At 67.0% G+C, this 24957-nt stretch carries 26 protein-coding genes; 12 read left to right on the forward strand and 14 right to left on the reverse strand.

Annotated elements, in window-relative coordinates; translation table 11 throughout:
- Positions 1 to 10: 10 nt before the first annotated feature.
- The 5 genes from asnB to ACX9OW_RS08555 all read right to left on the reverse strand — a co-directional run bounded on the left by asnB (position 11) and on the right by ACX9OW_RS08555 (position 6604).
- Entirely contained in the window at positions 11 to 1951 is a 1941-nt protein-coding gene (gene asnB, locus ACX9OW_RS08535; RefSeq protein WP_193396162.1) for an asparagine synthase (glutamine-hydrolyzing), read from the reverse strand.
- Positions 1952 to 1954: 3 nt separating this feature from the next.
- Positions 1955 to 4234 carry a thiamine pyrophosphate-dependent enzyme gene (locus ACX9OW_RS08540; RefSeq protein WP_459062178.1) on the reverse strand — a complete coding sequence of 760 codons (2280 nt, stop codon included), beginning with the start codon at positions 4232 to 4234 and terminating at the stop codon, positions 1955 to 1957.
- Between the two features lie 88 nt (positions 4235 to 4322).
- Complete coding sequence (locus ACX9OW_RS08545) at positions 4323 to 4982, reverse strand: glutathione S-transferase family protein (protein ID WP_459062179.1); 660 nt, start codon at positions 4980 to 4982, stop codon at positions 4323 to 4325.
- 127 nt (positions 4983 to 5109) lie between these two features.
- Positions 5110 to 5652: a GNAT family N-acetyltransferase gene (locus tag ACX9OW_RS08550; RefSeq protein WP_193396160.1), complete on the reverse strand. Its 543-nt coding sequence runs from the start codon at positions 5650 to 5652 to the stop codon at positions 5110 to 5112.
- 109 nt (positions 5653 to 5761) lie between these two features.
- A complete protein-coding gene (locus tag ACX9OW_RS08555; protein WP_053515348.1) occupies positions 5762 to 6604 on the reverse strand; it encodes a glycine zipper 2TM domain-containing protein in 843 nt (280 codons plus the stop codon).
- Positions 6605 to 6766: 162 nt separating this feature from the next.
- Here ACX9OW_RS08555 and ACX9OW_RS08560 point away from each other — a divergent pair, with 162 nt between their 5' ends.
- Both ACX9OW_RS08560 and ACX9OW_RS08565 read left to right on the forward strand, forming a co-directional pair.
- Positions 6767 to 6982 (forward strand): DUF6116 family protein, encoded by a 216-nt coding sequence (locus ACX9OW_RS08560; protein WP_053515346.1) that lies wholly within the window; start codon positions 6767 to 6769, stop codon positions 6980 to 6982.
- A complete protein-coding gene (locus ACX9OW_RS08565) occupies positions 6979 to 7752 on the forward strand; it encodes a TatD family hydrolase (RefSeq protein ID WP_459062471.1) in 774 nt (257 codons plus the stop codon). Before ACX9OW_RS08560 ends, ACX9OW_RS08565 begins: the two co-directional genes overlap by 4 nt.
- A 35-nt stretch (positions 7753 to 7787) precedes the next feature.
- On the opposite strand, the gene ACX9OW_RS08570 is transcribed toward ACX9OW_RS08565, so the two are convergent.
- On the reverse strand, positions 7788 to 8603 hold the full coding sequence (locus ACX9OW_RS08570) for a tRNA threonylcarbamoyladenosine dehydratase (RefSeq protein WP_053515341.1): 816 nt from the start codon (positions 8601 to 8603) through the stop codon (positions 7788 to 7790).
- A gap of 79 nt (positions 8604 to 8682) precedes the next feature.
- Here ACX9OW_RS08570 and ACX9OW_RS08575 point away from each other — a divergent pair, with 79 nt between their 5' ends.
- Positions 8683 to 9117, forward strand: a complete 435-nt coding sequence (locus ACX9OW_RS08575; protein WP_065175471.1) for a hypothetical protein — start codon at positions 8683 to 8685, stop codon at positions 9115 to 9117.
- Positions 9118 to 9253: 136 nt separating this feature from the next.
- Positions 9254 to 9748: a glycine zipper 2TM domain-containing protein gene (locus ACX9OW_RS08580; protein WP_053516924.1), complete on the forward strand. Its 495-nt coding sequence runs from the start codon at positions 9254 to 9256 to the stop codon at positions 9746 to 9748.
- 72 nt (positions 9749 to 9820) lie between these two features.
- Here the strand turns inward: ACX9OW_RS08580 and ACX9OW_RS08585 are convergent, their stop codons facing one another.
- Positions 9821 to 10030, reverse strand: a complete 210-nt coding sequence (locus tag ACX9OW_RS08585) for a cold-shock protein (protein WP_053516923.1) — start codon at positions 10028 to 10030, stop codon at positions 9821 to 9823.
- Between the two features lie 236 nt (positions 10031 to 10266).
- Here ACX9OW_RS08585 and ACX9OW_RS08590 point away from each other — a divergent pair, with 236 nt between their 5' ends.
- The 3 genes from ACX9OW_RS08590 to arsC all read left to right on the forward strand — a co-directional run bounded on the left by ACX9OW_RS08590 (position 10267) and on the right by arsC (position 12368).
- Positions 10267 to 10752, forward strand: coding sequence for a DUF456 domain-containing protein (locus tag ACX9OW_RS08590; protein WP_459062180.1), 486 nt, complete (start codon positions 10267 to 10269; stop codon positions 10750 to 10752).
- 120 nt (positions 10753 to 10872) lie between these two features.
- Entirely contained in the window at positions 10873 to 12027 is a 1155-nt protein-coding gene (locus tag ACX9OW_RS08595; RefSeq protein WP_053516921.1) for a phospholipase A, read from the forward strand.
- Positions 12027 to 12368 carry an arsenate reductase (glutaredoxin) gene (gene arsC, locus ACX9OW_RS08600; protein WP_111187118.1) on the forward strand — a complete coding sequence of 114 codons (342 nt, stop codon included), beginning with the start codon at positions 12027 to 12029 and terminating at the stop codon, positions 12366 to 12368. The genes ACX9OW_RS08595 and arsC overlap by 1 nt, the downstream gene beginning before the upstream one ends.
- Positions 12369 to 12434: 66 nt before the next feature.
- Here the strand turns inward: arsC and ACX9OW_RS08605 are convergent, their stop codons facing one another.
- The 3 genes from ACX9OW_RS08605 to ACX9OW_RS08615 all read right to left on the reverse strand — a co-directional run bounded on the left by ACX9OW_RS08605 (position 12435) and on the right by ACX9OW_RS08615 (position 15095).
- Positions 12435 to 13070: a glutathione S-transferase family protein gene (locus tag ACX9OW_RS08605; RefSeq protein WP_065181963.1), complete on the reverse strand. Its 636-nt coding sequence runs from the start codon at positions 13068 to 13070 to the stop codon at positions 12435 to 12437.
- A 57-nt stretch (positions 13071 to 13127) separates the two neighbouring features.
- The gene (locus ACX9OW_RS08610; RefSeq protein ID WP_053516936.1) at positions 13128 to 13469 is read right to left on the reverse strand and encodes a hypothetical protein; all 342 of its coding nucleotides are present in this window, start codon (positions 13467 to 13469) and stop codon (positions 13128 to 13130) included.
- Positions 13470 to 13577: 108 nt separating this feature from the next.
- Entirely contained in the window at positions 13578 to 15095 is a 1518-nt protein-coding gene (locus tag ACX9OW_RS08615) for a fumarate hydratase (RefSeq protein ID WP_065181962.1), read from the reverse strand.
- 158 nt (positions 15096 to 15253) lie between these two features.
- On the opposite strand from ACX9OW_RS08615, the gene ACX9OW_RS08620 reads away from it, so the two are divergent.
- The 4 genes from ACX9OW_RS08620 to ACX9OW_RS08635 all read left to right on the forward strand — a co-directional run bounded on the left by ACX9OW_RS08620 (position 15254) and on the right by ACX9OW_RS08635 (position 19466).
- Positions 15254 to 16150 carry an RNA polymerase sigma-70 factor gene (locus tag ACX9OW_RS08620; protein WP_445394309.1) on the forward strand — a complete coding sequence of 299 codons (897 nt, stop codon included), beginning with the start codon at positions 15254 to 15256 and terminating at the stop codon, positions 16148 to 16150.
- A gap of 36 nt (positions 16151 to 16186) precedes the next feature.
- Positions 16187 to 16636: a carboxymuconolactone decarboxylase family protein gene (locus tag ACX9OW_RS08625; RefSeq protein WP_065181961.1), complete on the forward strand. Its 450-nt coding sequence runs from the start codon at positions 16187 to 16189 to the stop codon at positions 16634 to 16636.
- A gap of 120 nt (positions 16637 to 16756) precedes the next feature.
- Complete coding sequence (locus tag ACX9OW_RS08630) at positions 16757 to 18607, forward strand: ABC transporter ATP-binding protein (protein ID WP_445394308.1); 1851 nt, start codon at positions 16757 to 16759, stop codon at positions 18605 to 18607.
- Between the two features lie 79 nt (positions 18608 to 18686).
- A complete protein-coding gene (locus ACX9OW_RS08635) occupies positions 18687 to 19466 on the forward strand; it encodes a ferredoxin--NADP reductase (RefSeq protein ID WP_053516913.1) in 780 nt (259 codons plus the stop codon).
- A 49-nt stretch (positions 19467 to 19515) separates the two neighbouring features.
- Here ACX9OW_RS08635 and ACX9OW_RS08640 read toward each other — a convergent pair whose 3' ends face one another.
- The gene (locus tag ACX9OW_RS08640) at positions 19516 to 20007 is read right to left on the reverse strand and encodes a glutathione peroxidase (protein WP_065181959.1); all 492 of its coding nucleotides are present in this window, start codon (positions 20005 to 20007) and stop codon (positions 19516 to 19518) included.
- Between the two features lie 118 nt (positions 20008 to 20125).
- Here ACX9OW_RS08640 and ACX9OW_RS08645 point away from each other — a divergent pair, with 118 nt between their 5' ends.
- Complete coding sequence (locus tag ACX9OW_RS08645; RefSeq protein WP_053516910.1) at positions 20126 to 22294, forward strand: M3 family metallopeptidase; 2169 nt, start codon at positions 20126 to 20128, stop codon at positions 22292 to 22294.
- 111 nt (positions 22295 to 22405) lie between these two features.
- Here ACX9OW_RS08645 and cfa read toward each other — a convergent pair whose 3' ends face one another.
- From cfa to ACX9OW_RS08660, 3 genes are read right to left on the reverse strand one after another with little or no spacing between them, the layout of a single operon-like run.
- Positions 22406 to 23521, reverse strand: a complete 1116-nt coding sequence (cfa, locus tag ACX9OW_RS08650) for a cyclopropane fatty acyl phospholipid synthase (RefSeq protein WP_065175474.1) — start codon at positions 23519 to 23521, stop codon at positions 22406 to 22408.
- 19 nt (positions 23522 to 23540) lie between these two features.
- Complete coding sequence (locus ACX9OW_RS08655; RefSeq protein ID WP_065175544.1) at positions 23541 to 24425, reverse strand: DUF3298 and DUF4163 domain-containing protein; 885 nt, start codon at positions 24423 to 24425, stop codon at positions 23541 to 23543.
- Between the two features lie 36 nt (positions 24426 to 24461).
- Entirely contained in the window at positions 24462 to 24764 is a 303-nt protein-coding gene (locus tag ACX9OW_RS08660) for a GNAT family N-acetyltransferase (protein ID WP_053516908.1), read from the reverse strand.
- Between the last annotated feature and the right edge of the window lie 193 nt (positions 24765 to 24957).

The raw sequence follows: 24957 nt of genomic DNA on the forward strand, positions 1-24957 counted from the left end.
GCAGTGAAGGTCAGCCGCTGATGCTGGCCCGGACCTGGCGCCAGTGGGCCTGCCATGCCTGGAACATCAGCACGTTCCACAGATGCGTGTGCCACTTGCGCTGGCCGCCAAGGAACTGCTGCCACAGCGGCTGCACCGCGGCCGCCGACAGCACGCCTTCGCGTTCCAGCCGCGAAGGCTGCAGCAGATCGTCGGCCCACGGCCGCAGGTCGCCCTTCAGCCAGTCGCTGACAGGCGCACCGAAACCACGCTTGGGCCGGTGCACCATCGCGTGCGGGACGTATCGGCCCAGCACGCGCTTGAGCAGGACCTTGCTGGTCGTTTCACTGCGCTTGAAGCCCAGCGGCAGCGACCAGGCGAACTCGGCCACCCGCCAGTCCAGCAACGGCGCACGCGCCTCCAGGCTGACCGCCATCGAAGTGCGGTCGACCTTGCACAGCAGGTCATCAGGCAGGTAGGTCACGAAATCGGCCAGCATCATCGCGTCTGCCGGCGTGCCCGCGCCGTGCAGCGGATCGGCCAGGTCATAGAAGCTGCCAGCCGGCTGCGCACCGGGCACCACCGCCGCCGGGTCACGCCAGCGCGAAATGCGGTTGCGGTATACATCGCCGATGCCGCGGGCGCCGGTTTCGGCCAGCAGCGCCGCCAGGCCTCCCGTGCGCGATGCCTCGCCCTGCTGCTGCGCGCGGGCACCCATCCAGCGCCGCAGCGGGCCCGGCACGCGACCCAGCATCTGCCAGTTGCGCAGCGCGCGCACGTAGCGGGTGTAGCCGAAGAACAGCTCATCGCCACCATCGCCGGACAAGGCCACGGTCACCCCCTGCCTTGCCAGCCGGGCCACCAGCGCGGTCGGCACCTGCGAGGCATCGGCAAAAGGCTCGTCGAACATCGTCGGCAACTGCGGCACCACCGCCAGTGCGTCGGCCCCGCTGACGTAGAGCTCGGTGTGGTCGCAGCCCAGATGCGCGGCCAGTTCCCTGGCCAGCGGTGCCTCATCGTGGCTTGAATCCTGGAAGCCGATGCTGAAGCTGTGCACCGGCTGCCTGCTCTGCGCCTGCATCAGCGCCGCCACCAGCGACGAATCGGTCCCCCCGGACAGGAACACGCCGACGGGCACGTCCGCGACCATGCGCAACGCCACGGCGTCGCGCAGCAGGGCATCAAGCTGCTCCTCGGCCTCCTCGATGCGGCCCTGGAAGGGTGCGGCCAGTGCGGCCTGCATGCGCGCACGCGCGTCCCAGTACGGACGCTGCGCCTGCTCCGGCCGGTGCGCGCCGGCTCCGGCGGCAACCATCGCCGCATCCACCCGCAGCACCCGGCCGGGCATCAGCTTGTAGCAGCGCTGATGGATGCTGTGCGGCGCCGGGATGTAATCCAGCCGCAACAGCAGCGTCAACGCATCCCGATCGATATCGTTATCGAACGCTGGATGCTGCCACAGTGCCTTCAGCTCGGAACCGAACACCAGCGCGTCACCGGCCCAGCCGTAGTACAGCGGCTTCTTGCCGACCCGGTCGCGGGCCAGCCAGAGGCACTGCTCGCTGCGGTCCCACAGAGCGATGGCGAACATGCCGTTGCAGCGCTGCAGGGTGTCTTCCAGGCCCCACTGCAGGATCGCAGCCAGCAGCACCTCGGTATCGGAGTGGCCACGGAACGCATGGCCCAGCGGCTCCAGCTCCGCGCGCAGGGCCGCGAAGTTGTAGACCTCGCCGTTGTAGGCCATCACATAGCGGCCGTCGGACGATGCCATCGGCTGGTGGCCCAGCGGGGACAGATCGAGGATGCTCAGCCGGCGGTGCGCCAGTGCGATCCCGGCAGCGGCATCGACCCAGGTGCCACCATCATCCGGCCCGCGATGGTGCAGCGCCTGGCCCATGGCCAGGGCCTGTGCCTGCAGTTCCTCGGCCGGCACCATCGGTGCCGGCAACAGCATTCCCGCCAATCCACACATGCATCAGGGTTCCTGCGCCAGGTCGAGGGCGGCGCCAATCACCGCATTGTCGCTTGGAAGCCCGAACATTGCTGCCCCCGCCAGCGGCGTATAGGTATCGGCGCCGCAGACCCGACGCAGCGGCAGGTGACCGAAGCCGGCCTCGACCAGGGCCGTGACCACCCCCTCGCCCACGCCACCGCTGTGACGCCCCTCGTCCAGCACCAGCACGCGCCGCGCCGTGGCCGCCTGGGTGGCAATGAATCCGCCGTCCAGCGGCACCAGCCAGCGCAGGTCAACCACCCTCACCTGCCACCCGAGCTGCTGGTCGATCACCCGCGCGGCACGCAGCGCCATCGGCACGCCATTGCCATAGGTGTAGATCACCAGATCCTGCGCCTCGGGGGCATACACCCGGCCCTCCCCCGGCAGCAGCGCCTGTCCCTGTTGCGGGTAGTCGAACAGCCACTGGCCGTCACCCGGCTCGTGCAGGTCCTTGCTCATGTACAGCGCGATCGGCTCCAGGAACACCGCCACGCGGCCATCCACCCGGGCCAGCGCCGCCAACGTGCGCAGCATCATCACGGCGTCGTCGCCACGCGAGGGACAGCCCACCACCAGGCCGGGAATGTCGCGCAGGGCGGTGATCGAATTGTCGTTGTGGAAATGGCCACCGAATCCCTTCTGGTAGCCCAGCCCTGCCACCCGCACCAGCATCGGGTTGCGGAACTGGTCATTGGAGAAGAACTGCAGCGAACACGCCTCGCCACGTATCTGGTCGATGGCATTGTGCAGGTAGGCCAGGTACTGGATCTCGGGGATCGGCAGCATGCCCATGTTGGCCAGCCCCTGCGCCATGCCCAGGATCATGGTCTCGTCCAGCAGCGTGTTGAACACCCGACGCGGGCCGAAACGACGCAGCAGGTCGCGGGTCAAGGTGTACACGCCTCCCTTCTGCGCCACATCCTCGCCGAACAACAGGCTTTGCGGATACTTGCACAGCAGTTCCTGCAGTCCGTGATTGATCTGGATGGCCAGATGACGCGGCGGTTGCCGCTCCGGCAATGCGTCGGCGCCGCCATACAGCGACAGTCGCGCCTCGTCCGCGACCGCGCGCCGGGCCTCGGCGTGCACCGCTGCAGGTGTATAGGGCGCCAGCGGTGCCATCACCTGCTCAAGGGACTGCAGCTTCGGCTGGCGCTCGGCGTCGGCGGCGGCCGCCATGCAGCGCACACGCATCGCTTCATAGGCCGCCTCGACGGCCGCGGCATCCATCCAGCCCGACTCCATCGCGATCTGCGCCGAGCGCAGCAGCGGATCCTGCGCCTCCGCCGCACACAGCTCCGGCAACGCGCGCCACTCCACCTCGAAATCGGTACCGGCATGCCCCATCAGCCGCGTGGTGCGCAGGTGCAGGAAGGTCGGCCTGCGGGTCGTCCGGCAATGCTCGACCGCGGCCTGCACCTGCGCGTGGCCGCTGGCCAGATCCAGCCCGTCAGCGAAGAAGTAGTCCAGTCCCGGCTGGACGCCAAAGCGCTCGGCGATCCATCCCTCCGGTGTTTTCACCGAAATGCCCAGGCCATTGTCCTCGCAGACGAACAGGATGGGCGCCGGCAGTTTCTGGTAGGCCGACCACATGGCGGTGTTGAACGCCGTCTGTGCGGTGGCGTGATTGGCCGAGGCGTCGCCGAAGGAACAGACCACGATGCTGTCGGCCGGAATCGGCAACGGCTGGCCCAGGCGCTTGCCGCTCTCGATGGCCAACGCAGTGCCCAGCGCCTTGGGCAGATGCGAGGCGATCGTCGAGGTCTGTGGCAGCACCCACAGCGGCCGGCTGCCCCACACCTTGTGACGGCCTCCGCTGGCAGGATCGTCGGCGCTGGCGGCGAACGACAGTGCCGCGTCGCGCACCGGATCCATGCCCGGCACCTGCCGCGCGCGCTCGGCCATGAAGGCGCCGGAGCGGTAGTGCAGGAACGCAGGATCGGTGTGCCGGCAGGCCCGCGCCAACAGCGCATTGCCCTCGTGTCCGGACGAGCCGATGGTGTAGAAGACCTTGTTCTGCACGCGCAGCACGCGTGCCATCAGGTCCAGCTGGCGGCTGGCCAGCTGCGAATCGAACAGGTCGGCAAAGGCCGCCGCGCTGAGCGTGCTGCCTGGCAGGATCGGCGCGTGCGGCGCGGGCCGTGGCCGTGGCGTGCCCCGCCAGCCGCGCACCGCCTCCAGGAAATTGACGTCGCACACTTCGGCGCGGTTGAGCCCGCGCATGCGCGCGGGAATGGGATCTGGAACCACAGCGAACATCGAACACCCTCCGTGTCGTTGTTGCGTAGCGTGGCGCGGGCCCGCCCGGCTTCCCCCGCAGTCGGCCTGCCCGACGCTCCCCTTGGAATCAGGCCACCGCGTTAAATCGCGCCAGCACCTCCGCGCCCACGGCCGGCATCGGCACGAACCGCGGCTGCGCCCGGACCCGCTGCAGCCAGGCCTGCACCTGCGGGAACGGATCAAGGCGGATGCCACCATCGCTGGCAACGTCGGTGTAGGCAAACAGCGCGATATCGGCGATGCCATAACTGCGGCCGGTGAACCAGGGCGACTGCCGCAGGTGCTGTTCCATCACCGTCAGTGCGGTGCTGGCGCGCTCCTGCAGGCGCGGCAGTTCGGCGCGCCGCGGGGAGTCGGCCGGCGTCCAGCCACGGATGAAACGGGCCACCGCCACGCAGGGTTCATGCGTGTACTGCTCGAAGAACATCCAGCTCAACGCCTGCGCCCGCTCCCAGCCATCGCCGGGCAGGTAGGGCGTGCCCTCGGCCAGCCAGAACAGGATCGCGTTCGATTCGGTCAACACGCGGCCGTCCTCGCGCACGATCAACGGCACCTTCGCATTGGGATTCAATGCCAGGAACTCCGGCGTGTGGGTCTGGCCATGGGCGCTGTCCACCTCCACCCAGCGATAGCGGCTGCCGAGGTGTTCCAGCAGCATGCGCACCTTGTGGCAATTGCCTGAAACGGACATGCCATGCACCGTCAACGGAACGCGTTCTTCCACCATTGCCTGCTCCAGGAGACCCGGCCAACGACCGGTTGCGCGCAGTCTGGCAAGCGCGCCCGCCGATGCCAAGCGCGGGTGCAGCATGCCCACCGCGCAGCCCGCCCCTGGATGCAGCCCGTCGGGCCCCTCAGCGCACGCGCTGCTGCCACTGCTGGCGCGACTGCCCCCAGATCTGCATCGGTTTGCCCTGGTACGGCGGCGGCAGCTCGCCCATGCGCAGCAGCGTACTGCCCAGCTTGCGGGCCACGACACGGGAATTCTCGTTGTCCTCGGCAATGGTATGGATCACCTCCTCCCACCCGAGTGCGTTGAATGCCCAGTCGATCGCAGCGGTCGCCGCCTCCGGCGCGTAGCCCTTGCCCCAGCTGGCACGCCGGATGCTCCAGCCGACCTCGGTGCCCGGCCAGTCCTGTGGCTGCCAGGGCCCCATGCGACCGATCCACTCACCACTGGATTTCTCGATCACGCTGAACATCGAAAAGCCGAACAACTGCCACGCGCCAGCCAGGCTGCAGAATCCACGCCATGCCACTGACGGTGGCTGTACTCCGCCCAGCGTGCGCATCACCTCTTCATCCGCGCAGAACGCCAGATAGGGCTCGAAATCCTCGCGATGCGGTGGGCGCAGGATCAGGCGCTCGGTTTCCAGGCGCAGGTCGAAGATGCTCATGCCGACTCCAGGGCGATGACGGAGCGCCATCATCGCAAATGTCACCCGGCCACAAAAACAGACAGGCCGGCAGAAGCCGGCCTGTCGCCTGTCCGCTGCAGCGGCAGGATTACTGGCGGGTCGGTGCCGTGGCGCCGGCTGCCGCTGTCTGCGTGACCAGCTGGCCATCGACCACCGGCAGGCGATCGCTGGCTGGCTTGTTGTCCATGCGCACGGTCTTCTCGGCACCATCATAGCGGTAGGTCACGTTGTAACCCTTGACCACGTCGTTGGTGCCCATGGCGATGCGGTTGCCGGGCTTGCTGGCCATGCGCATGGTGCCGGTGGTGCCGTCCTCGTTGCGATAGGTGACGTTGTAGCCGGTGACACGGCTCGACTCGGAGGTGGCGGTCTCGGTGTGGCACTGGCGCTCGGTGCGGTTGACCACACGGCCACCGACGTGGCGCTTGTCCACCTGGTTGCCTATCAGGCCGCCGGCCACGGCACCGGCTGCGGTCGCCGCCTTCCTGCCATTGCCGCCGCCAACCTGATTACCCAGCAGGCCACCGATCACCGCGCCGGCGACGGTGCCACCGACGTTGCCATCACGCTCGGGCAGGCGTTCCTGCACGACCACATCCTGGCAGACCTCGTGCGGCGTCTGTGTGGTGGAGGTCTCGCGCACCGCGTCGGTGCCGATGACCGTGGCGTACGCCTTCTGCTTTTCGGTGATCGGGTCGACCTTCAGCACATCGGCATACTCCAGGCCGCGCGGCGCGGTGGCATCGAGCTGGTTGCCACGCGCACCATCGTCGGTGCCGCTGCCATCGGCCAGGCGCGATTCGCCGTTGGGGGCGCCGGCGCTGATGGAATCCGGCGAAGGGTTGCCGCTCTTCATGAAGGCGGCCGTGGCGATACCACCCACCAGCAGCGCGCCCGCTGCGACCAGGACAGTTGTAGTTGTGCTTTTCATGACCTGCTCCTTGCGGACCGTCCGCAACGTTCTCGGCACAGATTGCAGCACGGCCTCCCTGAACGGAATCTCCACATTTCCTGCTCGTCGCCGTAACCCATTCAGCATCGGGAAATGCTGGGCCCGTGGTAGCGTTTGCATATTCACCAGGAGGATCCCGCCATGGCCAACCCGATGCTGCTGCCGGTACTGCAATGGGCGCGCCGGCTGCGCTACCCCACGCTGTTCAAGCTCACGGCAGGGCTGTTCGCGCTGACCCTGTTCATTCCCGATCCGCTTCCCTTCGTCGATGAGCTGGTGCTGGGCCTGGGCACACTGCTGCTGGCCAACTGGAAGAGCCGCGGCACCCGCACGCCGCCACCGCTGGAGCAGCGCTGAGCGTGCTGGTCGACAGCCATTGCCATCTCGATGCAGGCGAGTTCGACCCCGACCGTGCTGCCGTGATCGAGCGCGCGCGCGCGGCCGGGGTGCAGTTCCAGGTCGTGCCGGCCGTCACCGCCGCCAGCTGGCCGAAGCTGCGCGAGGTCTGCCAGCAGGCACCCGGCCTGTACCCCGCGTACGGGCTGCATCCGATGTTTCTTGCCGAGCATCGTGCCGGGCACCTTCCGCTGCTGCGGGAATGGATCGAGCGTGAGCGTCCGCGGGCGATCGGCGAATGCGGCCTGGATTATTTCGTGGAAGGCCTGGATGCGGAGGCGCAGCAGACCTATTTCACCGGCCAGCTGCGCTTGGCGCGCGACTTCGACCTGCCGGTGATCGTGCATGCGCGTCGGTCCGTAGATGCGGTGATCGCAGCGATCCGCCGCATCGGTGGCCTGCGCGGCGTGGTGCACAGTTTCTCCGGCAGCCCGGAGCAGGCGGCACAGCTGCATCGGCAGGGCTTCCTGCTGGGTCTGGGCGGCCCCCTGACCTACGAACGGGCACAGCGCCTGCAACGGCTGGTCCGGGAAATGCCGCTGGAGCAGCTGCTGCTGGAAACGGACGCGCCCGATCAGCCCGACGCGGCCATCCGTGGGCAGCGCAATGAGCCGGCACGCCTCTCGATCATCGCGCGCCACGTCGCGGCGTTGCGGCAGACCGACCTGGAGACGGTAGCGAGGACCACGACCGACAACGCGCGGCGGCTGTTCGCGCTGCCGGCCGCCTGATCGCCGTTTCGCCGGGCATGGCCCGGCGCTACCGGTCAAGCCTCAACGGATTCGGACTTGACCCTCTTCGGCTCCAGCAGCATTTCCAGCGCCTTGCCGACGGCGGCAAAGGCGAAGGCACCGGTGATATGGGTGGCTGCCCCCAGCCCTGCGCCGCAATCAAGCTTGAGCGCAGCGTCCGCCCCCAGGTTGGGACGGAGGCCGCAGACACTGCCATCGGCCTGCGGATACTTCACGTTCTCCAGCGAGTACACCGCCGGCACGCCGAAGTAACGCTTGGCGTTCTTGGGGAAGTTGAACTCGCTGCGCAGCTTCTTGCGGATCAGCGCCAGCATCGCGTCGTGCTCGGTGCGCGAGACATCGCGGATGCGTACCAGGGTCGGATCGGTGCGGCCACCCGCGGCGCCGACCGTCAGCAGTGGCAGCTTGCGGCGGCGGCACCAGGCGATGGTCTCCACCTTGACCCGGAAGCTGTCGCAGGCATCGATCACCAGATCGAAGCGACGATCAAGCAGTTCCGCCATGTTGGCGGTGGTCAGGAACGCCTGCACCGCGTCGACATCGAGTTCCGGGTTGATCGCCCGGCAGCGCTCGGCCATGGCGTCGGCCTTGTTGCGCCCGTAATTGCCCTCCATCGCCGGCAGCTGCCGGTTGGTGTTGGACACGCAGATGTCGTCCGCATCGATCAGGGTGAGATGGCCGACCGCCGAGCGCGCCAGCGCCTCGACCACCCACGAGCCGACCCCGCCCATGCCGACCACCGCTACGCGGCTGCCCTGCAGGCGCTCGAGCGCACCCACGCCATACAGCCGTTCGATGCCGGCGAAGCGTTGTTTGACCTGTTCGTTCATCGGTCTATTTTAACGTGCAGCGGCCGGCGTCCACAGCACGCCGGGTCGAACCTACCGTTGCACACCCGGAGAGCCCGCCATGAACGCCAGCCCCCCTCGCCCGCCGTCTTCCGCCTATCGCTACCTGTTCGTGCTCGCGCTGGGTCTGCTGATCGGCCTGATCGCCACGGTGATGGTCGGCCGCGCCCTGCAGGCCCGCCGTGACCCCTTCCCGGACAGCCTGATGCAGGTGATGCAGCGGCAATCCCAGTTGCTGCAGCAGGCTCAACAGCAGAACCGCTGCAGCCTGGCCGACAGCGTGCCGCGCCTGCAGACGCTGCGCCTGCTCTCCAACGACCTGGACCTGGCCTTCCCCGGCCTGAAGGACAGCGCGCAGTTCCAGCAGCATGCCAGCCAGTACCGGGCCGGCCTCAATGCCGCCCTGGCGACGCCACCGGCAGACTGCACCGCGCTGGCCCAGGTGGTGCAGACGCTGCAGGCGGACTGCCGCGCCTGCCATCAGGATTTCCGTTGAACAGCGTTCATCCCGCAGCCGGTCATGGCGGCGTTGATTGGCGTCTTGTTCACGTTGGAAAGGAGACGATTCGCGCACCCTGCTGCATGACGCAGTACCACCCAACACATCCGCCTTCACGGCCAGGAGACGCCCCATGAAGATCCAGCTCATCGCCGCCAGTGCCATCGCCACCCTCGCCCTGGCCGGCTGCGCCACCTCGCCGGGTTACGGCGGCGGCGGCTACAACAATGGGTACAACAACGGCGGCTACGGCAACAACTCCGGCTACAACCAGGGCCGTTGCGCCGACTGCGGCATCGTCACCCGCATCAACACCGTGCAGTCCGGCCGCACTGCGCCCAGCGCGACCGGCGCGATCCTCGGCGGCATCGTGGGTGCGGTTGCCGGCCATGAGATCTCCGACCACACCGGCGGCAGCCGCGGCAACAAGAACATCGCCGCAGCGGCGGGTGCCGTGGGTGGCGCGCTGGCCGGCAACCAGATCCAGAAGAACGTGACCAGCGATACGTATGACATCAGCGTGCGCATGGATGACGGACGCACCATCGTCGTCAACCAGCGTGATCTGGGCGGCATCCGCGAAAACACCTATGTTCGCGTGGTCAACGGCCGGGTGATCCTGCGCTGATCCGCTGCCGGCCCCGGACAAAGAAAAAGGCCCGCTTGCGCGGGCCTTTTTCATGTGACGGCTGCAGACCGGTCAGATCGGCTGCACGGCGTCGGCCTGCAGGCCCTTCTGGCCCTGCACGACGGTGAAGGTGACCTTCTGGCCTTCCTTCAGGCTCTTGAAGCCCTGGGTCTGGATGGCGCGGAAGTGCACGAACACGTCTTCGCCGTTTTCACGGCTGATGAAGCCGAAGCCCTTTGCATCGTTGAACCACTTGACAGTACCGTTCTCGCGTTCGGACATCTCACTAACTCCCTGATGACTCTCTCTTGTTGTTGGAAACGCCTTGTGGGCGGCTGACAAGCAAGGGGGAAGCGAGGTGCATCGATGCAGCGGATCGGGAAGATCTTGCTTCATCAGGCCACGATCCACGGTGACCTTGCCAAGCTCAGCGACTGCAACTTAACCCGGCCAAAACGAAAAAGCAACTGGCAAAATCTTTCACTGTCAACCCCAAAAAGACAACCATACGGGACAGCATGGGCCTCTCATTCATCTTGTATCTGCTAGCGGTCATTTTTGTCCTCGTTGGTGTTGCCGGCATCGTCCTGCCGGCACTTCCAGGCGTCCCTCTGGTGTTCGTCGGCCTGCTGCTGGCAGCGTGGGCCGACGGCTTCACCCATGTCGGCTGGCCGACCCTGCTGGTGCTGGGCGTGCTGACCCTGCTTTCACTGCTGGCCGATGTGCTGGCCACGGTGGTCGGGGCCCAGCGTGTCGGGGCCAGCCGCAAGGCGCTGTGGGGCACCTTCATCGGCAGCATCGCCGGTCTGTTCTTCATGCCCATCGGCCTGTTCGCCGGCCCGCTGGTCGGCGCTCTGCTGGGCGAGTACTGGCACACGCGGGAGCTGGGCCGCTCGACCAAGGTTGGCCTCGCCACCTGGCTGGGCATCCTGCTGGGCCTGGCGCTGAAACTGGCGATGGTCATCGCGATGCTGGGCCTGTTCGCGTTCGCCTGGTTCCTGTAACGCACGATCTTCACGCCACGCGCACACCTGCGCCGGGCATAACTCCATGGGGCTGGCCGTTGCTGCGGGCAGCCGCCACACTGTGCGTCTTCCCGTAGTCATCCCGAAGGGCCTGCTGCAATGACCCTCCCGCCGTTGCTCCCCCGTCTGGCGCCGTTGGCGCTTGCCCTGGCCAGCGCGCCGCTGGCCGCGCAGGAAATCGCGCCTGCCACGACCACCACGCCGGCCGGTTGCGCGGCCATTGAAACCGACGCCGCCCGACTGTCGTGCTACGACCGCCTGTTCGGCCGTACCGCACCGGCCACCGCCGAGGCCGATGCCGCCGCGCAGCAGGCCGCGCAGGCGCTGCGCGAACAGCGTCGCGCCGCCCGCCTGAGCCAGGGCGAAGAGAACCTGCGGGCGCGGGTCGGCGATGTGCTGCGCCCCGCCCCCGACGACAGCGCCCTGGCCAATGCAGGCCGCGGTTCCCTGCTGGACAGCCGCTGGGAACTGGCGGAAGACTCGAAGCTGGGACCGTTCCAGCTGCGGGCCTACAAGCCGGTGTACCTGCTGCCGGCGTTCTGGACCAGCGACAAGAACCAGATGCCGCAGTCGCCGAATCCGGCCAACAGCGTGACCGAGCCGCAGGCGCTGGACAGTGCCGAGCTGAAGTTCCAGATCAGCTTCAAGACCAAGATCGCCGAGAACCTGTTCGGCGACAACGGCGACATCTGGGCCGGCTATACCCAGAGCTCGCGCTGGCAGGCCTACAACGCCGAGAATTCGCGCCCGTTCCGCGAGACCAATTACGAGCCGGAAGTGATGATGGTGTTCCGCAACGGCTACTCCATTGGTGGCTGGCGCGGACGCATGACCGGCATCAGCCTCAACCATCAGTCCAACGGCCGCGCCGATCCCCTTTCGCGCAGCTGGAACCGGGTGATGCTCAACGTCGGGCTGGACCGCGAGAACTGGGCGCTGGTGCTGCGGCCCTGGTACCGCATTCCCGAAACGCGCAGCGATGACAACAACCCGGACATCGAGGATTACATGGGCCGCGGCGACGCGACCCTGATCTGGAACCGCAATGGCCACGAAGTGTCCCTGATGGCGCGCCATTCGCTGCGTACCGGCGACCGTTCGCATGGCGCCCTGCAGCTCGACTACGGTTTCCCGATCAGCAACCTGCTGCGCGGCCACATCCAGGTCTTCGACGGATACGGCGAAAGCCTGATCGACTACAACCACAAGGCCACCTACGTGGGCGTGGGCGTGTCGCTGCTGGAATGGTTCTGATGGGCGTGACGATCTGGCACAACCCGGCGTGCAGCAATTCGCGCGGCGCACTGAAGCTCATCCGCGACGCCGGCATCGAGCCGGAGGTGATCGAGTACCTGCAGGCACCGCCCGACGTGGCGACCCTGCGCCAGCTGCTTGCCGAATCCGGGCTGGCCGCCGCCGACCTGGTGCGCAGCAAGGAACCGGAGTTTGCCGGTCTGGCGCTGGCCGGGGCCGATGAGGCGACCCTGCTGGCGGCGATGGCGACGCACCCGCGCCTGATCAACCGGCCCGTGGTGCGCACGGCCAAGGGCACGCGCCTGTGCCGCCCGCCGGAAACGGTGCTGGAGATCCTGTAGCCCGGACGCACCACCCGGCAGCGCCGGGCCATGCCCGGCGGCACGCGCTCGGCTCAACGCCGGCGATCACCGCCAGTCGCTGATGCCTTCGCGTCGATAGACTTCCGCGAAGGCGGGGCGCGCCTTCAGCGCGGTTGCGTGCGCCTTCAGCACCGGCCAGGTGTCAGTGGGCCGGGGCATGTTGCGCGACCAGCGCATCAGCATCACCAGCATGAAATCGACCACGCTGGGCGCGTCGCCCAGCAGGTAAGGCCCGTGCGCCTGCAGGTGCGCCGCCACATGCTGCCAGGCCGCCTCCAGCTGCTGCCGGGCCATCGCACGCGTTGCCTCCACGCAGGCCTCGCCCGCCGCTTCGTGCGGATAGAACCATGCACGATAGGCAGGCTGCAGGGTGTTGGCGCACCAGAACATCCAGCGATAGGCCTCGCCCCGCGCGGGCGTGCCCACGGCCGGCAGCAACCCCGCTTCGGGATGGCGGTCGGCCAGGTACAGCGCGATGGCCGCTGCCTCGGTCAACAGCAGGCCATCGATCCTCAGGGTCGGCACCCTCCCGGCCGGATTCAACGCCAGGTAGTCCGCCGCCTTGTGCTCGCGCCTGTCGAAATCCAGCAGCACCAGTTCGTGCTCGATGCCCAGTTCGATCAGCAGCCAGTGCACGACCAGCGAAGCGGTACTCGACGAACCATACAGGGTGGTGCTCATGCGCGGGATCCGTTGCAGGTAGAGCCAGCGATTATGCGCCCGCCCGGCGGCCACTGCTCAACCGCAGCTGCTCATGCAGGTGTCGCGACGTTCGCCGCAGCTCATCATCGGCTGCCGCAGCGTGCAGTCATGCGCCTTCAGTTCGCACGAGCGGCGCAGATCGGCATTGGCGATGTCCTTGCAGCGCTTGTCGGCAGCCGGAGCCATCTGCTGTTCGCAGCTGCTCTGCCGACTGCCCAGGCTGTCCGCCTGCGCCATGCAGCTGCGATGGCTGGCCTGGCACTGCATGCGGCATTGCGCCGATGCGCTGAAATCCGCTCCTTCATACGAGGAGGAGGTGCTGCTGCAGCCGGCCAGTGCGAACAGCCCGGCAAGCGCGAAGTTCCGTAACAGCGGCATGAACGTTCCCGGTTCGAGTCGCATGGAAACTAGCAGAAGTTCCGTGCCGGCTCGTTAAACGACAAACGGCGCCAACACGCGCCGTTTGCCATCAAGCGTGTGCCGCGCTTACTCCACCACCACCGGAATCTTGCCGATGCGGGCCTGCCATTCGCGCGGGCCGGTCTTGTGCACCGATTCACCGGTGGAGTCGACCGCCACCGTCACCGGCATGTCCTGCACGGTGAACTCGTAGATCGCTTCCATGCCGAGATCGGCGAACCCGACCACCTTGGCCGCCTTGATCGCCTTGGACACCAGGTAGGCCGAGCCACCGACCGCCATCAGGTACGCCGACTTGTTGTCACGGATCGCCTCGATCGCAGCCGGGCCGCGCTCGGCCTTGCCGACCATGCCCAGCAGACCGGTCTGTTCCAGCACCTGGCGGGTGAACTTGTCCATGCGCGTTGCCGTGGTCGGCCCGGCCGGACCGACCACTTCATCGCGCACCGGATCGACCGGGCCGACGTAGTAGATGAAGCGTCCCTTCAGATCGACCGGCAGTTCCTCGCCCTTGTTGAGCATGTCGACCATGCGCTTGTGCGCGGCGTCGCGGCCGGTCAGCAGCTTGCCGTTGAGCAGAAGCGTCTGGCCCGGCTTCCAGCTGGCCACCTCCTCCGGGGTGATCGTATCCAGGTCCACCCGGGTGCCCTTGGAGGCGTCGTAGGTCAGCTTCGGCCAGTCCTCCAGCGACGGCGGATCCAGCATCACCGGACCGCTGCCATCCAGGGTGAAGTGCGCGTGGCGGGTCGCGGCGCAGTTCGGGATCATCGCCACCGGCAGGTTGGCCGCGTGGGTCGGGTAATCGTTGATCTTGATGTCCAGCACCGTGGTCAGGCCACCCAGGCCCTGGGCGCCGATGCCCAGCGCATTGACCTTCTCGTACAGCTCCAGGCGCAGCTCTTCGATCCGGTTGGACGCTCCACGGGCCTGCAGCTCGGTGATGTCGATCGGCTCCATCAGCGCTTCCTTGGCCAGCAGCATGGCCTTCTCCGCAGTGCCGCCGATGCCGATGCCCAGCATGCCCGGCGGGCACCAGCCGGCCCCCATCGTCGGCACGGTCTTGAGCACCCAGTCGACGATGGAGTCGGACGGATTGAGCATGGCGAACTTGGTCTTGGCTTCCGAGCCGCCGCCCTTTGCGGCCACGATCACATCCACCTTGTTGCCCGGCACGACCTTGACGTTGACCACGCCCGGGGTGTTGTCCTTCGTGTTGATGCGCTTGCCGGCCGGATCCGCCAGCACCGAAGCACGCAGCTTGTTGTCCGGATGCAGATAGGCGCGGCGCACGCCTTCATTGGCCATGTCTTCCACGCCCATGGTGGCGTCGTCCCAGCGCACATCCATGCCGATTTCCAGGAACACGGTGACGATGCCGGTGTCCTGGCAGATGGGACGATGGCCTTCGGCGCACATCCGCGAATTGATCAGGATCTGGGCCATCGCCTCCTTCGCGGCCGGCGACTCCTCGCGCTCGTAGGCAGCGGCGAGATTCTTGATGTAGTCGACCGGGTGGTAGTACGAGATGTACTGCAGCGCGTCGGCGATGGACTGGATGAGGTCTTCCTGCTTGATCGATGTCACGGCTTGCTCGCTTGCTCGAGGCTGGCGGGGGTAATCCGCCCATTTTACCCCCTCCCCGGCTGCGGGTAGAGTCTATGGGGTCAGAACCCTTTCCCGGGGAAAGGGTTCTGACCCCAAGCCCTTGTCACGCCCCTGCCCGCTGCGGCGTCCTTGCCCGCATGAACGCCGAAACCGCCTTCCAGACCCACCGTCCGCGCCTGATGGCCCTCGCCTACCGCCTGCTGGGCAGCCGCGCCGACGCCGAGGACGTCGTCCAGGACGCCTGGCTGCGCTGGTCCGGCGCCGACCCGGCCAGCGTCCGCGATGCCGAGGCATGGCTGGTCACCACCACCACGCGCCTGGGACTGGACCGTCTGCGTGCGGCCAAGCGCGAGCGCGCGCATTACGTGGGCCCGTGGCTGGCTGAACCGATGGCGGTCACCCTGGAGCCCGACCCGACGCCCGGCCCGGCCCAGTTGCATGCCCTGGCCGATGATGTATCGGTGGCCTTCCTGACCCTGCTTGAACAGCTCGGCCCGGAGGAGCGCGCCGCGTTCCTGCTGAAGGAAGCGTTCGACCACGACTATCGCGAGATCGCCGACCTGATCGGCCACAGCGAGGCCAACTGCCGGCAACTGGTGCACCGGGCCCGGCAGCGGCTGCAAGCCGGCCGGCCGCGCTTCAATGCCGACGCCGGCCAGCACCGGCAGTTGCTGGCACGCTTCATGGATGCGTCGCAGCGTGGCGACAGCGAGGCGATCCAGGCCCTGCTGCATGCCAACGCGCTGATGGTCTCCGATGGAGGCGGCGTGGTCACCGCAGCGGTGCGCCCGCTGCGGGGTGCCGAACGCATCGGCCGCCTGTTCTGGGCCATTGCCCGCCGCGGCGGCACGCACCCGGCCCGGCTGGGCTACGTCAACGGCGAGCCGGCGATCCTGGGCTTCGACGGCGATCGCCTGCATTCGGTCACCACCATCGAGGTGATCGATGGCCGCATCGCGCGCCTCTACAGCGTGCTCAATCCGGAAAAACTGCCCGCGGTTGTCACGCACGCAGACGCGGCGGCGTCCTGGTAAGGGAAGGCGGCCATCGGGGCCGCCGTGGAGCCCACGATGTCCAACCCCGCCTCACCCCGCGTTCCCTATACCCGCTTGGCCGCCAAGGCTTTCAAGGGCCTGCTCGATACCAGCCAGGCAGTGCATGACAGTTCGATCGATCCGACCCTGATGGAACTGGTGTTCCTGCGCGTGTCGCAGCTCAACGGCTGCGGCTACTGCATGGACATGCACGGGACGGCGCTGCGCAAGAGTGGCATCGAGCCGCGCAAGCTGGACACCCTGCCCGCCTGGCACGAAAGCCGCTTCTTCGATGCGCGTGAGCGCGCTGCGCTGGGCTGGGCCGAGGCCCTGACCCGGCTCACCGACGCCGCGCCATCGCAGGCGGCGTTCGATGCGCTGGCACCGCACTTCGATGAGAAGGGCATCAGCGACCTGAGCATGGGCATCGCGGTGATCAACGCCTGGAACCGCCTCGGCGCCGGCCTGCTGCCGCCGCTGCCCTGATCCACAAGAGTGCGGGGCCTCGCGCAGCGCGGCTCCGCACCGGTGGCGCGCTGACGCGCACGCTCCCTGCGGGCGTCGCATTCATGCCTTCGCCACGGCTCCGGCGCGCACAATGGCGACATGCCTTCAGTCGAAAAGAAACCCAGCCTGCGCCAGCGCTTCAATGCGATGCGCAACGTGCCACCGTTCCTGCGGCTGGTGTGGAAGACCAGCCCCGCACTGACCCTGGTCAGCCTGGGGCTGCGCCTGATCCGTGCCCTGCTGCCGGTCGCCATGCTGTATGTGGGCAAGCTGATCATCGACAGCGCGCTGCAGCTGAGCCGGCACGACGCCGGCTTTCCGCCGCTGGGCGAGGCCCTGGCCAGCGGCCTGCTCAATCCGCTGCTCGGGTTGCTGGCCCTGGAGCTGGGCCTGGCCATCGTCTCCGACCTGCTGGGCCGGATGGTGGCCTACGCCGATGCCCTGCTGTCGGAGCTGTTCGCCAACGCCACCAGCATCCGGCTGATGGAGCACGCCGCAACGCTGGATCTGGAGGACTTCGAGGATCCGGACCTGCAGGACAAGCTGGACCGCGCACGACGCCAGACGATGGGCCGGATGAACCTGATGAGCCAGCTGTTCGGCCAGGTGCAGGACGCCATCACGGTGGTCAGCCTGGCGGTGGGCCTGCTGGTCTACGCGCCGTGGCTGATCCTGCTGCTGGCGCTGGCCCTGGTGCCTGCCTTCATCGGCGAATCGCACTTCAACGCCGCCGGCTACAGCCTGAATTTCCAATGGACGCCCGAGCGCCGCCAGCTCGACTACCTGCGCCAGCTCGGCGCCAGCGTGGAGACGGCCAAGGAAGTGAAGATCTACAACCTGCACCGCTTCCTGGTGGAGCGTTACAGGAGCCTGTCGGTAGCGCTGTTCAAGGCCAACCGCGCGCTGGCCCGGCGCCGTGCCGTGTGGGGCACCCTGCTGGCCGCGCTGGGCACGCTGGGTTATTACACCGCCTACGCCTACATCGCCTGGCGCACGGTGCGCGGCGATTTCTCGATCGGCGACCTGACCTTCCTCGCTGGCAGCTTCCTGCGCCTGCGCCAGCTGCTGGAGGGCCTGCTGATCGGCTTCTCGCAGGTGGCCAGCCAGGCCCTGTACCTGGACGATCTGTTCTCGTTTTTCCAGATCCAGCCGGAGATCCATTCGCGCGAGGGCGCCGCAGCCGTGCCGCAGCCCATCCGCCAGGGCTTCGTGTTCGAGAACGTCGGCTTCCGCTATCCCGATGCCGAGCAATGGGCCGTCCGCCACCTCGATTTCCAGCTGCATGCCGGCGAAGTGCTGGCACTGGTCGGCGAGAACGGTGCCGGCAAGACCACGCTGGTCAAACTGCTGGCACGGCTGTACGAGCCCGACGAGGGGCGCATCCTGCTCGACGGCCGGGACCTGCGCGACTATGACCTGGATGACCTGCGCGCCAATCTCGGGGTGATCTTCCAGGACTTCGTGCGCTACAACCTGAGCGCCGGGGAGAACATCGGCGTTGGCCAGGTCGAGGCGATGGCGGACCGGGGACGGGTTGCCGATGCCGCGCGCCGGGGCATGGCCCAGGAAGTGATCGAGTCGCTGCCACGCGGCTACGACCAGCTGATCGGGCGTCGCTTCAAGGAGGGCGTGGACCTCTCCGGCGGGCAGTGGCAGAAGATCGCCATCGCCCGCGCGTGGATGCGCAATGCGCAGGTGATGATCCTGGACGAGCCGACCGCAGCGCTGGATGCGCGCAGCGAGTTCGAGGTATTCCAGCGGTTCAGGGAACTGGCGGACAATCGCACTGCCGTACTCATCTCCCATCGCTTCTCGTCGGTGCGCATGGCCGACCGCATCCTGGTGCTGGCCGATGGCCGGATCGAGGCCAGCGGCACCCACGAGCAGCTGATGGCCCAGGGCGGCCGCTACGCCGAGCTGTTCGAGCTGCAGGCCGCCGGCTACCGCTGAGAACGCCTCTCGTTCCGCCTAATGAGAACCCGTCTCATTTGAGATAGAATTACCCCGACGACTTCCAACAGATACGCCCATGTCTTCCGCTTTCGGCGCCGAAACGGTGCTTGAGGTCCGCCACTGGACCGATGCCTACTTCAGCTTCACCCTCACCCGCGACAGCGGTTTCCGCTTCGAGAACGGCCAGTTCGTGATGATCGGCCTGGAAACCGACGCCCGGCCGCTGCTGCGCGCCTACTCCATCGCCAGCGCGAACTGGGAAGAGCAGCTGGAGTTCTTCAGCATCAAGGTGCAGGACGGCCCCCTGACCTCGCGCCTGCAGCACATCAAGCCCGGCGACAAGGTTCTGGTAGGCAAGAAGCCCACCGGCACCCTGCTGATCAGCGATCTGCATCCCGGCAGGAACCTGTACCTGCTGGGCACGGGCACCGGCCTGGCGCCCTGGCTGTCGATCATCAAGGACCCGGAGACCTACGAGCGTTTCGAGAAGGTGATCCTGTGCCACGGCGTGCGCTACGAGAAGGACCTGGCGTACCGCGACTATTTCGAGAAGGACCTGCGTGAGCACGAGTTCCTCGGCGAGATGATCGGCGACAAGCTGCTGTACTACCCGGCCGTCACCCGCGAACCGTTCGCCAACCAGGGGCGCCTGACCTCGCTGATGGAAAGCGGGGAAATGCAGCGCACCCTGGGCCTGCCGGAACTGAGCCCGGAGAATGACCGCGCGATGATCTGCGGCAGCCCGCAGATGCTGGCCGACCTGCGCACGGTGCTCGACGCCCGTGGCTTCCAGGTCTCCCCGCGCATCGGCCAGCCGGGTCACTACGTGTTCGAGCGCGCCTTCGTCGAGAAGTAACCCGTAGCGCCGGGCCTGCGTCCGGCGCTGCCGCGGGAAGCGGCAGCCCTTACTGCCGGGACTGCAACGCTTTCTCGATGTCCCCGCGAAGGCTTTCCGGCTTGTCGGTCGGAGCGTAGCGTTTCAGCACCTGCCCGTCGCGTCCGACCAGGAACTTGCTGAAGTTCCATTTGATCGCGCTCAGCCCCAGCAGGCCGGTCTTCTCGGACTTCAGCCACTTCCACAGCGGGTGTGCACCGTCGCCGTTGACCTGGATCTTCTCCGACAGCGGGAAGTCCACTGCATAGGTCAGCGCACAGAAGCTGCGGATCTCCTCGGCATTGCCCGGTTCCTGGTGGCCGAACTGGTCGCAGGGGAAGCCGATCACCACCAGGCCCTTCGGGCCGTACTCGCGCCACAGCGCCTCCAGTCCCTCGTACTGCGGGGTGAAACCGCACTTGCTGGCCACGTTGACCAGCAGCAGCGCCTTGCCGCGGTACTGCTCCAGGGCCTGCGGCTGGCCGTCCAGGTCGGTGAAACCGAAATCGAACGCAGTGGTCATGGCAGATCTCCGCAATGGGGGCTTCCGATGGTATCCCCGCCCATGCCTTTCGACACAAGCCCGATCCCATTACCCCGGGTTAACCTCGGGCACTTGTCTGCCTTACCGGAGTACCGCCTTGACCACCCGCCTTGCCCTTGCCGTGGCCATGACCCTCGGCCTTGCCCTGCCCGCCTATTCCGCCGGCGCCGCCACCCCGGCTGCCAGCACCACCGCACAGCAGGCCAACCCGTTCTTCGCCGAAAGCCCGCTGGCACTGCACTATCCGCAGTTCGACAAGATCAAGGACAGCGACTTCGCTCCGGCCTTCGACGCCGGCATGGCGCAGCAGCTGAAGGAAATCGAGGCCATCGCCAACAACAAGGCCAAGCCGACCTTCGACAACACCATCATCGCCCTGGAAAAGAGCGGTGACATCCTTGACCGCGCGACCACCGTGTTCTTCGCCCTGGTCGGCGCGGACACCAACGACACCCGCAAGAAGCTGCAGGCCGACTACTCGGCCAGGTTCGCCGCGCACAGCGATGCGATCGCCCTGAACAGCAAGCTGTTCGCGCGCATCCAGGCGCTGTATGACACCCGCACGCAGCTGGGTCTGGACGCCGAAGGCGTGCGCCTGGTCGAGAAGTACTATGACAACTACGTGCGCGCCGGCGCCAAGCTGTCTGACGCGGACAAGGCGAAGCTGAAGGAAATGAACGCCGAGCTGGCCAACCTCGGTACCCGCTTCAGCCAGAACGTGCAGTCGGAAGTGAACGCTTCGGCGATCACCGTTGATGACGTGAAGGAACTGGATGGTCTGTCCAGGGAGCAGATCGCCGCCGCCGCCGAAGCCGCCAAGGCCCGTGGCCTGGATGGCAAGTATGTGATCACCCTGCTCAACACCACCGGCCAGCCGCCCCTGACCAACCTGGCCAACCGCGCCCTGCGCCAGAAGATCTACGAAGCATCGGTCAGCCGTGGCAGCCGCGGTGGCGAGTTCGACAACACCGCCATCGTCTCGCGCATCATGCAGCTGCGTGCCGACAAGGCCAAGCTGATGGGTTTTGCCAACTTCGCTGCGTACAACCTGACCAACCAGACCGCCAAGACCCCTGAGGCGGTCAACGCGATGCTGGGCAAGCTGGCCCCGGCCGCAGTGGCCAACGCCAAGCGCGAAGCGGCCGACCTGCAGGCAATGATCGACCAGGAGCAGAAGGCCGCGGGCAAGCCGACGTTCGCGCTGGAGCCGTGGGACTGGGCCTTCTACAGCGAGAAGGTGCGTCAGGCCAAGTACAACTTCGACGAGTCGCAGCTGAAGCCGTACTTCGAACTGAAGAACGTGCTGGAGAACGGCGTGTTCTTCGCCGCCAACCAGGAATTCGGCCTCACCTTCAAGCAGCGCACCGACCTGCCGGTCTATCACGATGATGTCACCGTCTACGACGTGTTCGACGCCGACGGCAGCCAGCTGGCGATTTTCCTGTTCGACCCGTACGCCCGTGCCTCCAAGCGCGGCGGCGCATGGATGAACTCGTATGTCTCGCAGTCGAAGCTGACCGGCTTCAAGCCGGTGGTGGCCAACCACCTCAACATCCCCAAGCCGCCGGCCGGCCAGCCGACCCTGCTGACCTGGGATGAGGTGACGACCACCTTCCACGAATTCGGCCACGCCCTGCACGGCATGTTCTCGAACGTGAAGTACCCGTACTTCTCGGGCACCTCGGTGCCGCGTGACTTCGTCGAGTTCCCCTCGCAGGTCAACGAGATGTGGGCCGATGACAGCGCCATCCTGAAGAACTACGCCAAGCACTACCAGAACGGCACGGCGATGCCGCAGGCACTGCTGGACAAGGTGATCGCCGCGGCCAAGTTCAACCAGGGCTTCGCCACCACCGAGTACCTGGGTGCGGCCATGCTGGACCAGCGCTGGCACCAGATCGGCCCGGACCAGGTGCCGGCCGCCAAGGACGTGATGGCCTTCGAGCGCGCCGCGCTGGAGAAGGACGGCATCTACTACGCACCGGTTCCGCCGCGTTACAAGACCCCGTACTTCAGCCACATCATGGGCGGCTACTCGGCCGGCTACTACGCCTACATCTGGTCGGAAGTGCTGGACGCCAACACCCAGAAGTGGTTCCGCGAGAACGGTGGCCTGAGCCGCAAGAACGGCGACCACTTCCGCGCCACCCTGCTGTCGCGTGGCGGCAGCGTCGACGCGATGCAGCTGTTCCGCGATTTCGCCGGCCACGAGCCGCAGATCGAACCGCTGCTGGAGAAGCGTGGCCTGACCGGCACCGGCAACTGATCGCCGGTACGCTGTGCTGAAAACAGAACCGCCCGGGAAACCGGGCGGTTTTTTCGTTGTGGTTGGGGTCAGAGCCCTTTTCTGCGAAAGGGATCTGCCCCCGCTCTGGCTTCATCGCGGCGCCACATAGCCTCCCGGCACACCTTCCGGCGAAAGCACCAGCTGCCACAACTGCGCGTGCCGGCAACGGAAGGTCGCCATCGAACCGGCCAGATAGAAGCGCCACATCCGCCGGAAATGCTCGTCATAGCGCGCATCCAGCCGCGGCCACGCCGCTTCCACGTTGCGCCGCCACGCCTGCAGGGTCAGGTCGTAGTCGGTGCCGAAATTGTGCCAGTCCTCCAACACGAACCGCCCCTCGAACGCCCTGCTGATCTGCGCCGCCGAGGGCAGCATCGAGTTGGGAAAGATGTAGCGCGCGATCCACGGATCGGTACGATGCCGCGACACGTTGGTCCCGATGCTGTGCAGCAGCAGCAGGCCACGTGGCGACAGGCAGCGCCGCGCCACCTCGAAGAAACTGCGGTAGTTCTTGTCACCGACGTGCTCGAACATGCCGATCGAGAAGATCGCATCGAAGGGTTCGTCCAGCGCGCGGTAGTCCTGCAGGCGGATCTCGATCGGCAGACCGGCGCACAGCTCGCGCGCGAATTCCGCCTGCTCCTGCGAGATCGTTACACCGACCCCGCTGACTCCATAGCGTTCGGCAGCGAACTTCAGGGCCTCACCCCAACCGCAGCCGATATCCAGCACCCGCTGGCCCGGGCGCAATCCCAGCTTGCGGCAGACCAGGTCCAGTTTGGCTTCCTGTGCAGCGTCCAGATCATCGGCCTGCCGCCAGTAGCCACAGCTGTACACCAGGCGCCGACCCAGCATCGCCTGGTACAGATCGTTGCCCAGATCGTAGTGGCGACGGCCGACTTCGTAGCTTCCCTGCCCGGCCTGCAGGTTGAACAGGCGCGCCTTCAGCGCGTCGGCCACTTCCCGCCAGCCGTGCACCCGTTCGTCCAGATGCGCCTGCATGAGGTGGACCAGGAATTCGTCCAGGACGTTGGCGTCCCACCAACCATCCATGTAGCTCTCGCCCAGGCCGAGCGAACCGTGCGCCATGACCCGTGCGAAGAACCTCGGATCATGTACCTGGATGTCCTGTGGCCGGGAGCCGCCAATGCGGACCCCGGCTTCGTGGAGCAGGCCGCTGACCCGCTCCTGCAACCCTGTATCCACGCCCCCTCCTCGTCTGCGCTCAACCGCGTGCGAACAGCTCCACGTAATCCTTGGCCACGTGCGGCAACAGCACCGCCGCCGGCACATCGGCGGTCTGCGTTCCATCCGAGTATGGACCCACCTGGTAGGGCGGGAAAACAAAGCGCAGCGCGGTGATCTGCCCCTTGTCGTCGGTCAGCGGCTGGAACTGGCTGAAATTGTCGGGCTGCGGGCCGGTGCCATCGGCGATCATGCGCGATGCATTGCGCAGCGACTCCTGCAGCTCGGCCGGCTCCATGTCCTCGCCGCTGAGGCGTGTCGCCACGCGCTCGCGCAGCTGGTCCGCGACGAAATCGCTGATCGCCTTCCAGCCCTTGCTGTCGGTCACCAGCTTGTCGGCGCTGAGCATCTGCTGTTGCTCCGGCAGCCAGACGAAACGTGCCACCAGGGGTTCGCCGTGGGCGCCGCCGGTGTAACGGCTGCCATCGGCACTCACCACCACCAGCTGCGGCGTCTCCAGCACCTTCTCGAAGCTCAGCGAGAGTTCGTAGGGCATGGTCGGCTTGTCGTTGCCGAGCCCATCGAGCGCCTGCTGCAGCTCGCTGCGGGCCGTGGTGGCGTAGTCCTGGAGCGCACGCGCCAGGCCCGGATAACGGTCGATGCCTGCCGGATAGCTGATGCCCACCACCTCGCGTTCGTTGTTCTCGATCACGTCGCGCAGGTCGAGCGGTGCTTCCGCAGCGGGCGCCTCGCCCGTGGCGGAGGCATCGACCGCCGGCGCCGCGTCGGCCACCGGTGCCGGGGTTTCGGCTTCACGCTGGCAGCCCGCCAGCAACAGCACGCCTGCCACACCGGCCAGCACGCTTCCGCGCAGCAGCCGGTTGTTTCCAATCTTCATCGGGATCCCCTGTTCATGTTCATCCATCATCGCCCGCCCTGGCTTAAGCGTAGCCCGCTGGCGTCATCCCGCCAGAAGGTCGTGATACTCCTCATGCCGCTGCAGGAATGCCTCGGCGTAGGCACACGCCGGCACGACCTTGTACTTCTGCTCCCGCGCGAACCGCAGCGCCACCCGGGTCAACTCGCCGGCGATGCCCCGGCCGGCGATCGGCTCGGGCACCTCGGTGTGGGTGATGACCATGCGTCTGCGCTTGATCTGGTAATCGAGCACCGCCACCTGTCCACGCACACGGGCAGTGAAGCGATGGTTGGCCTGGTCATGATCGACCTCGTAGGCCAGACCGGGGGGCGTGACCGAAGCCATGGGACTGTCTCCTGCGGCGACTGCGTGGATGGTGCGCAGCCGGGCGCCATGATCGCGTGAAGCCTGAACAGGGGCAAGTCCAGGCCCTCCACGTCAGTTTGCGACCCTAAAGCTGGAGCGCCCGCGGCCGCTATCGCCTGCGGAGGGGTCCGGCCACGCTGGCACGGCCCTTGCGACCGTAGACCGTGCGACT

The sequence above is a fragment of the Stenotrophomonas genospecies 5 genome (assembly GCF_054473825.1).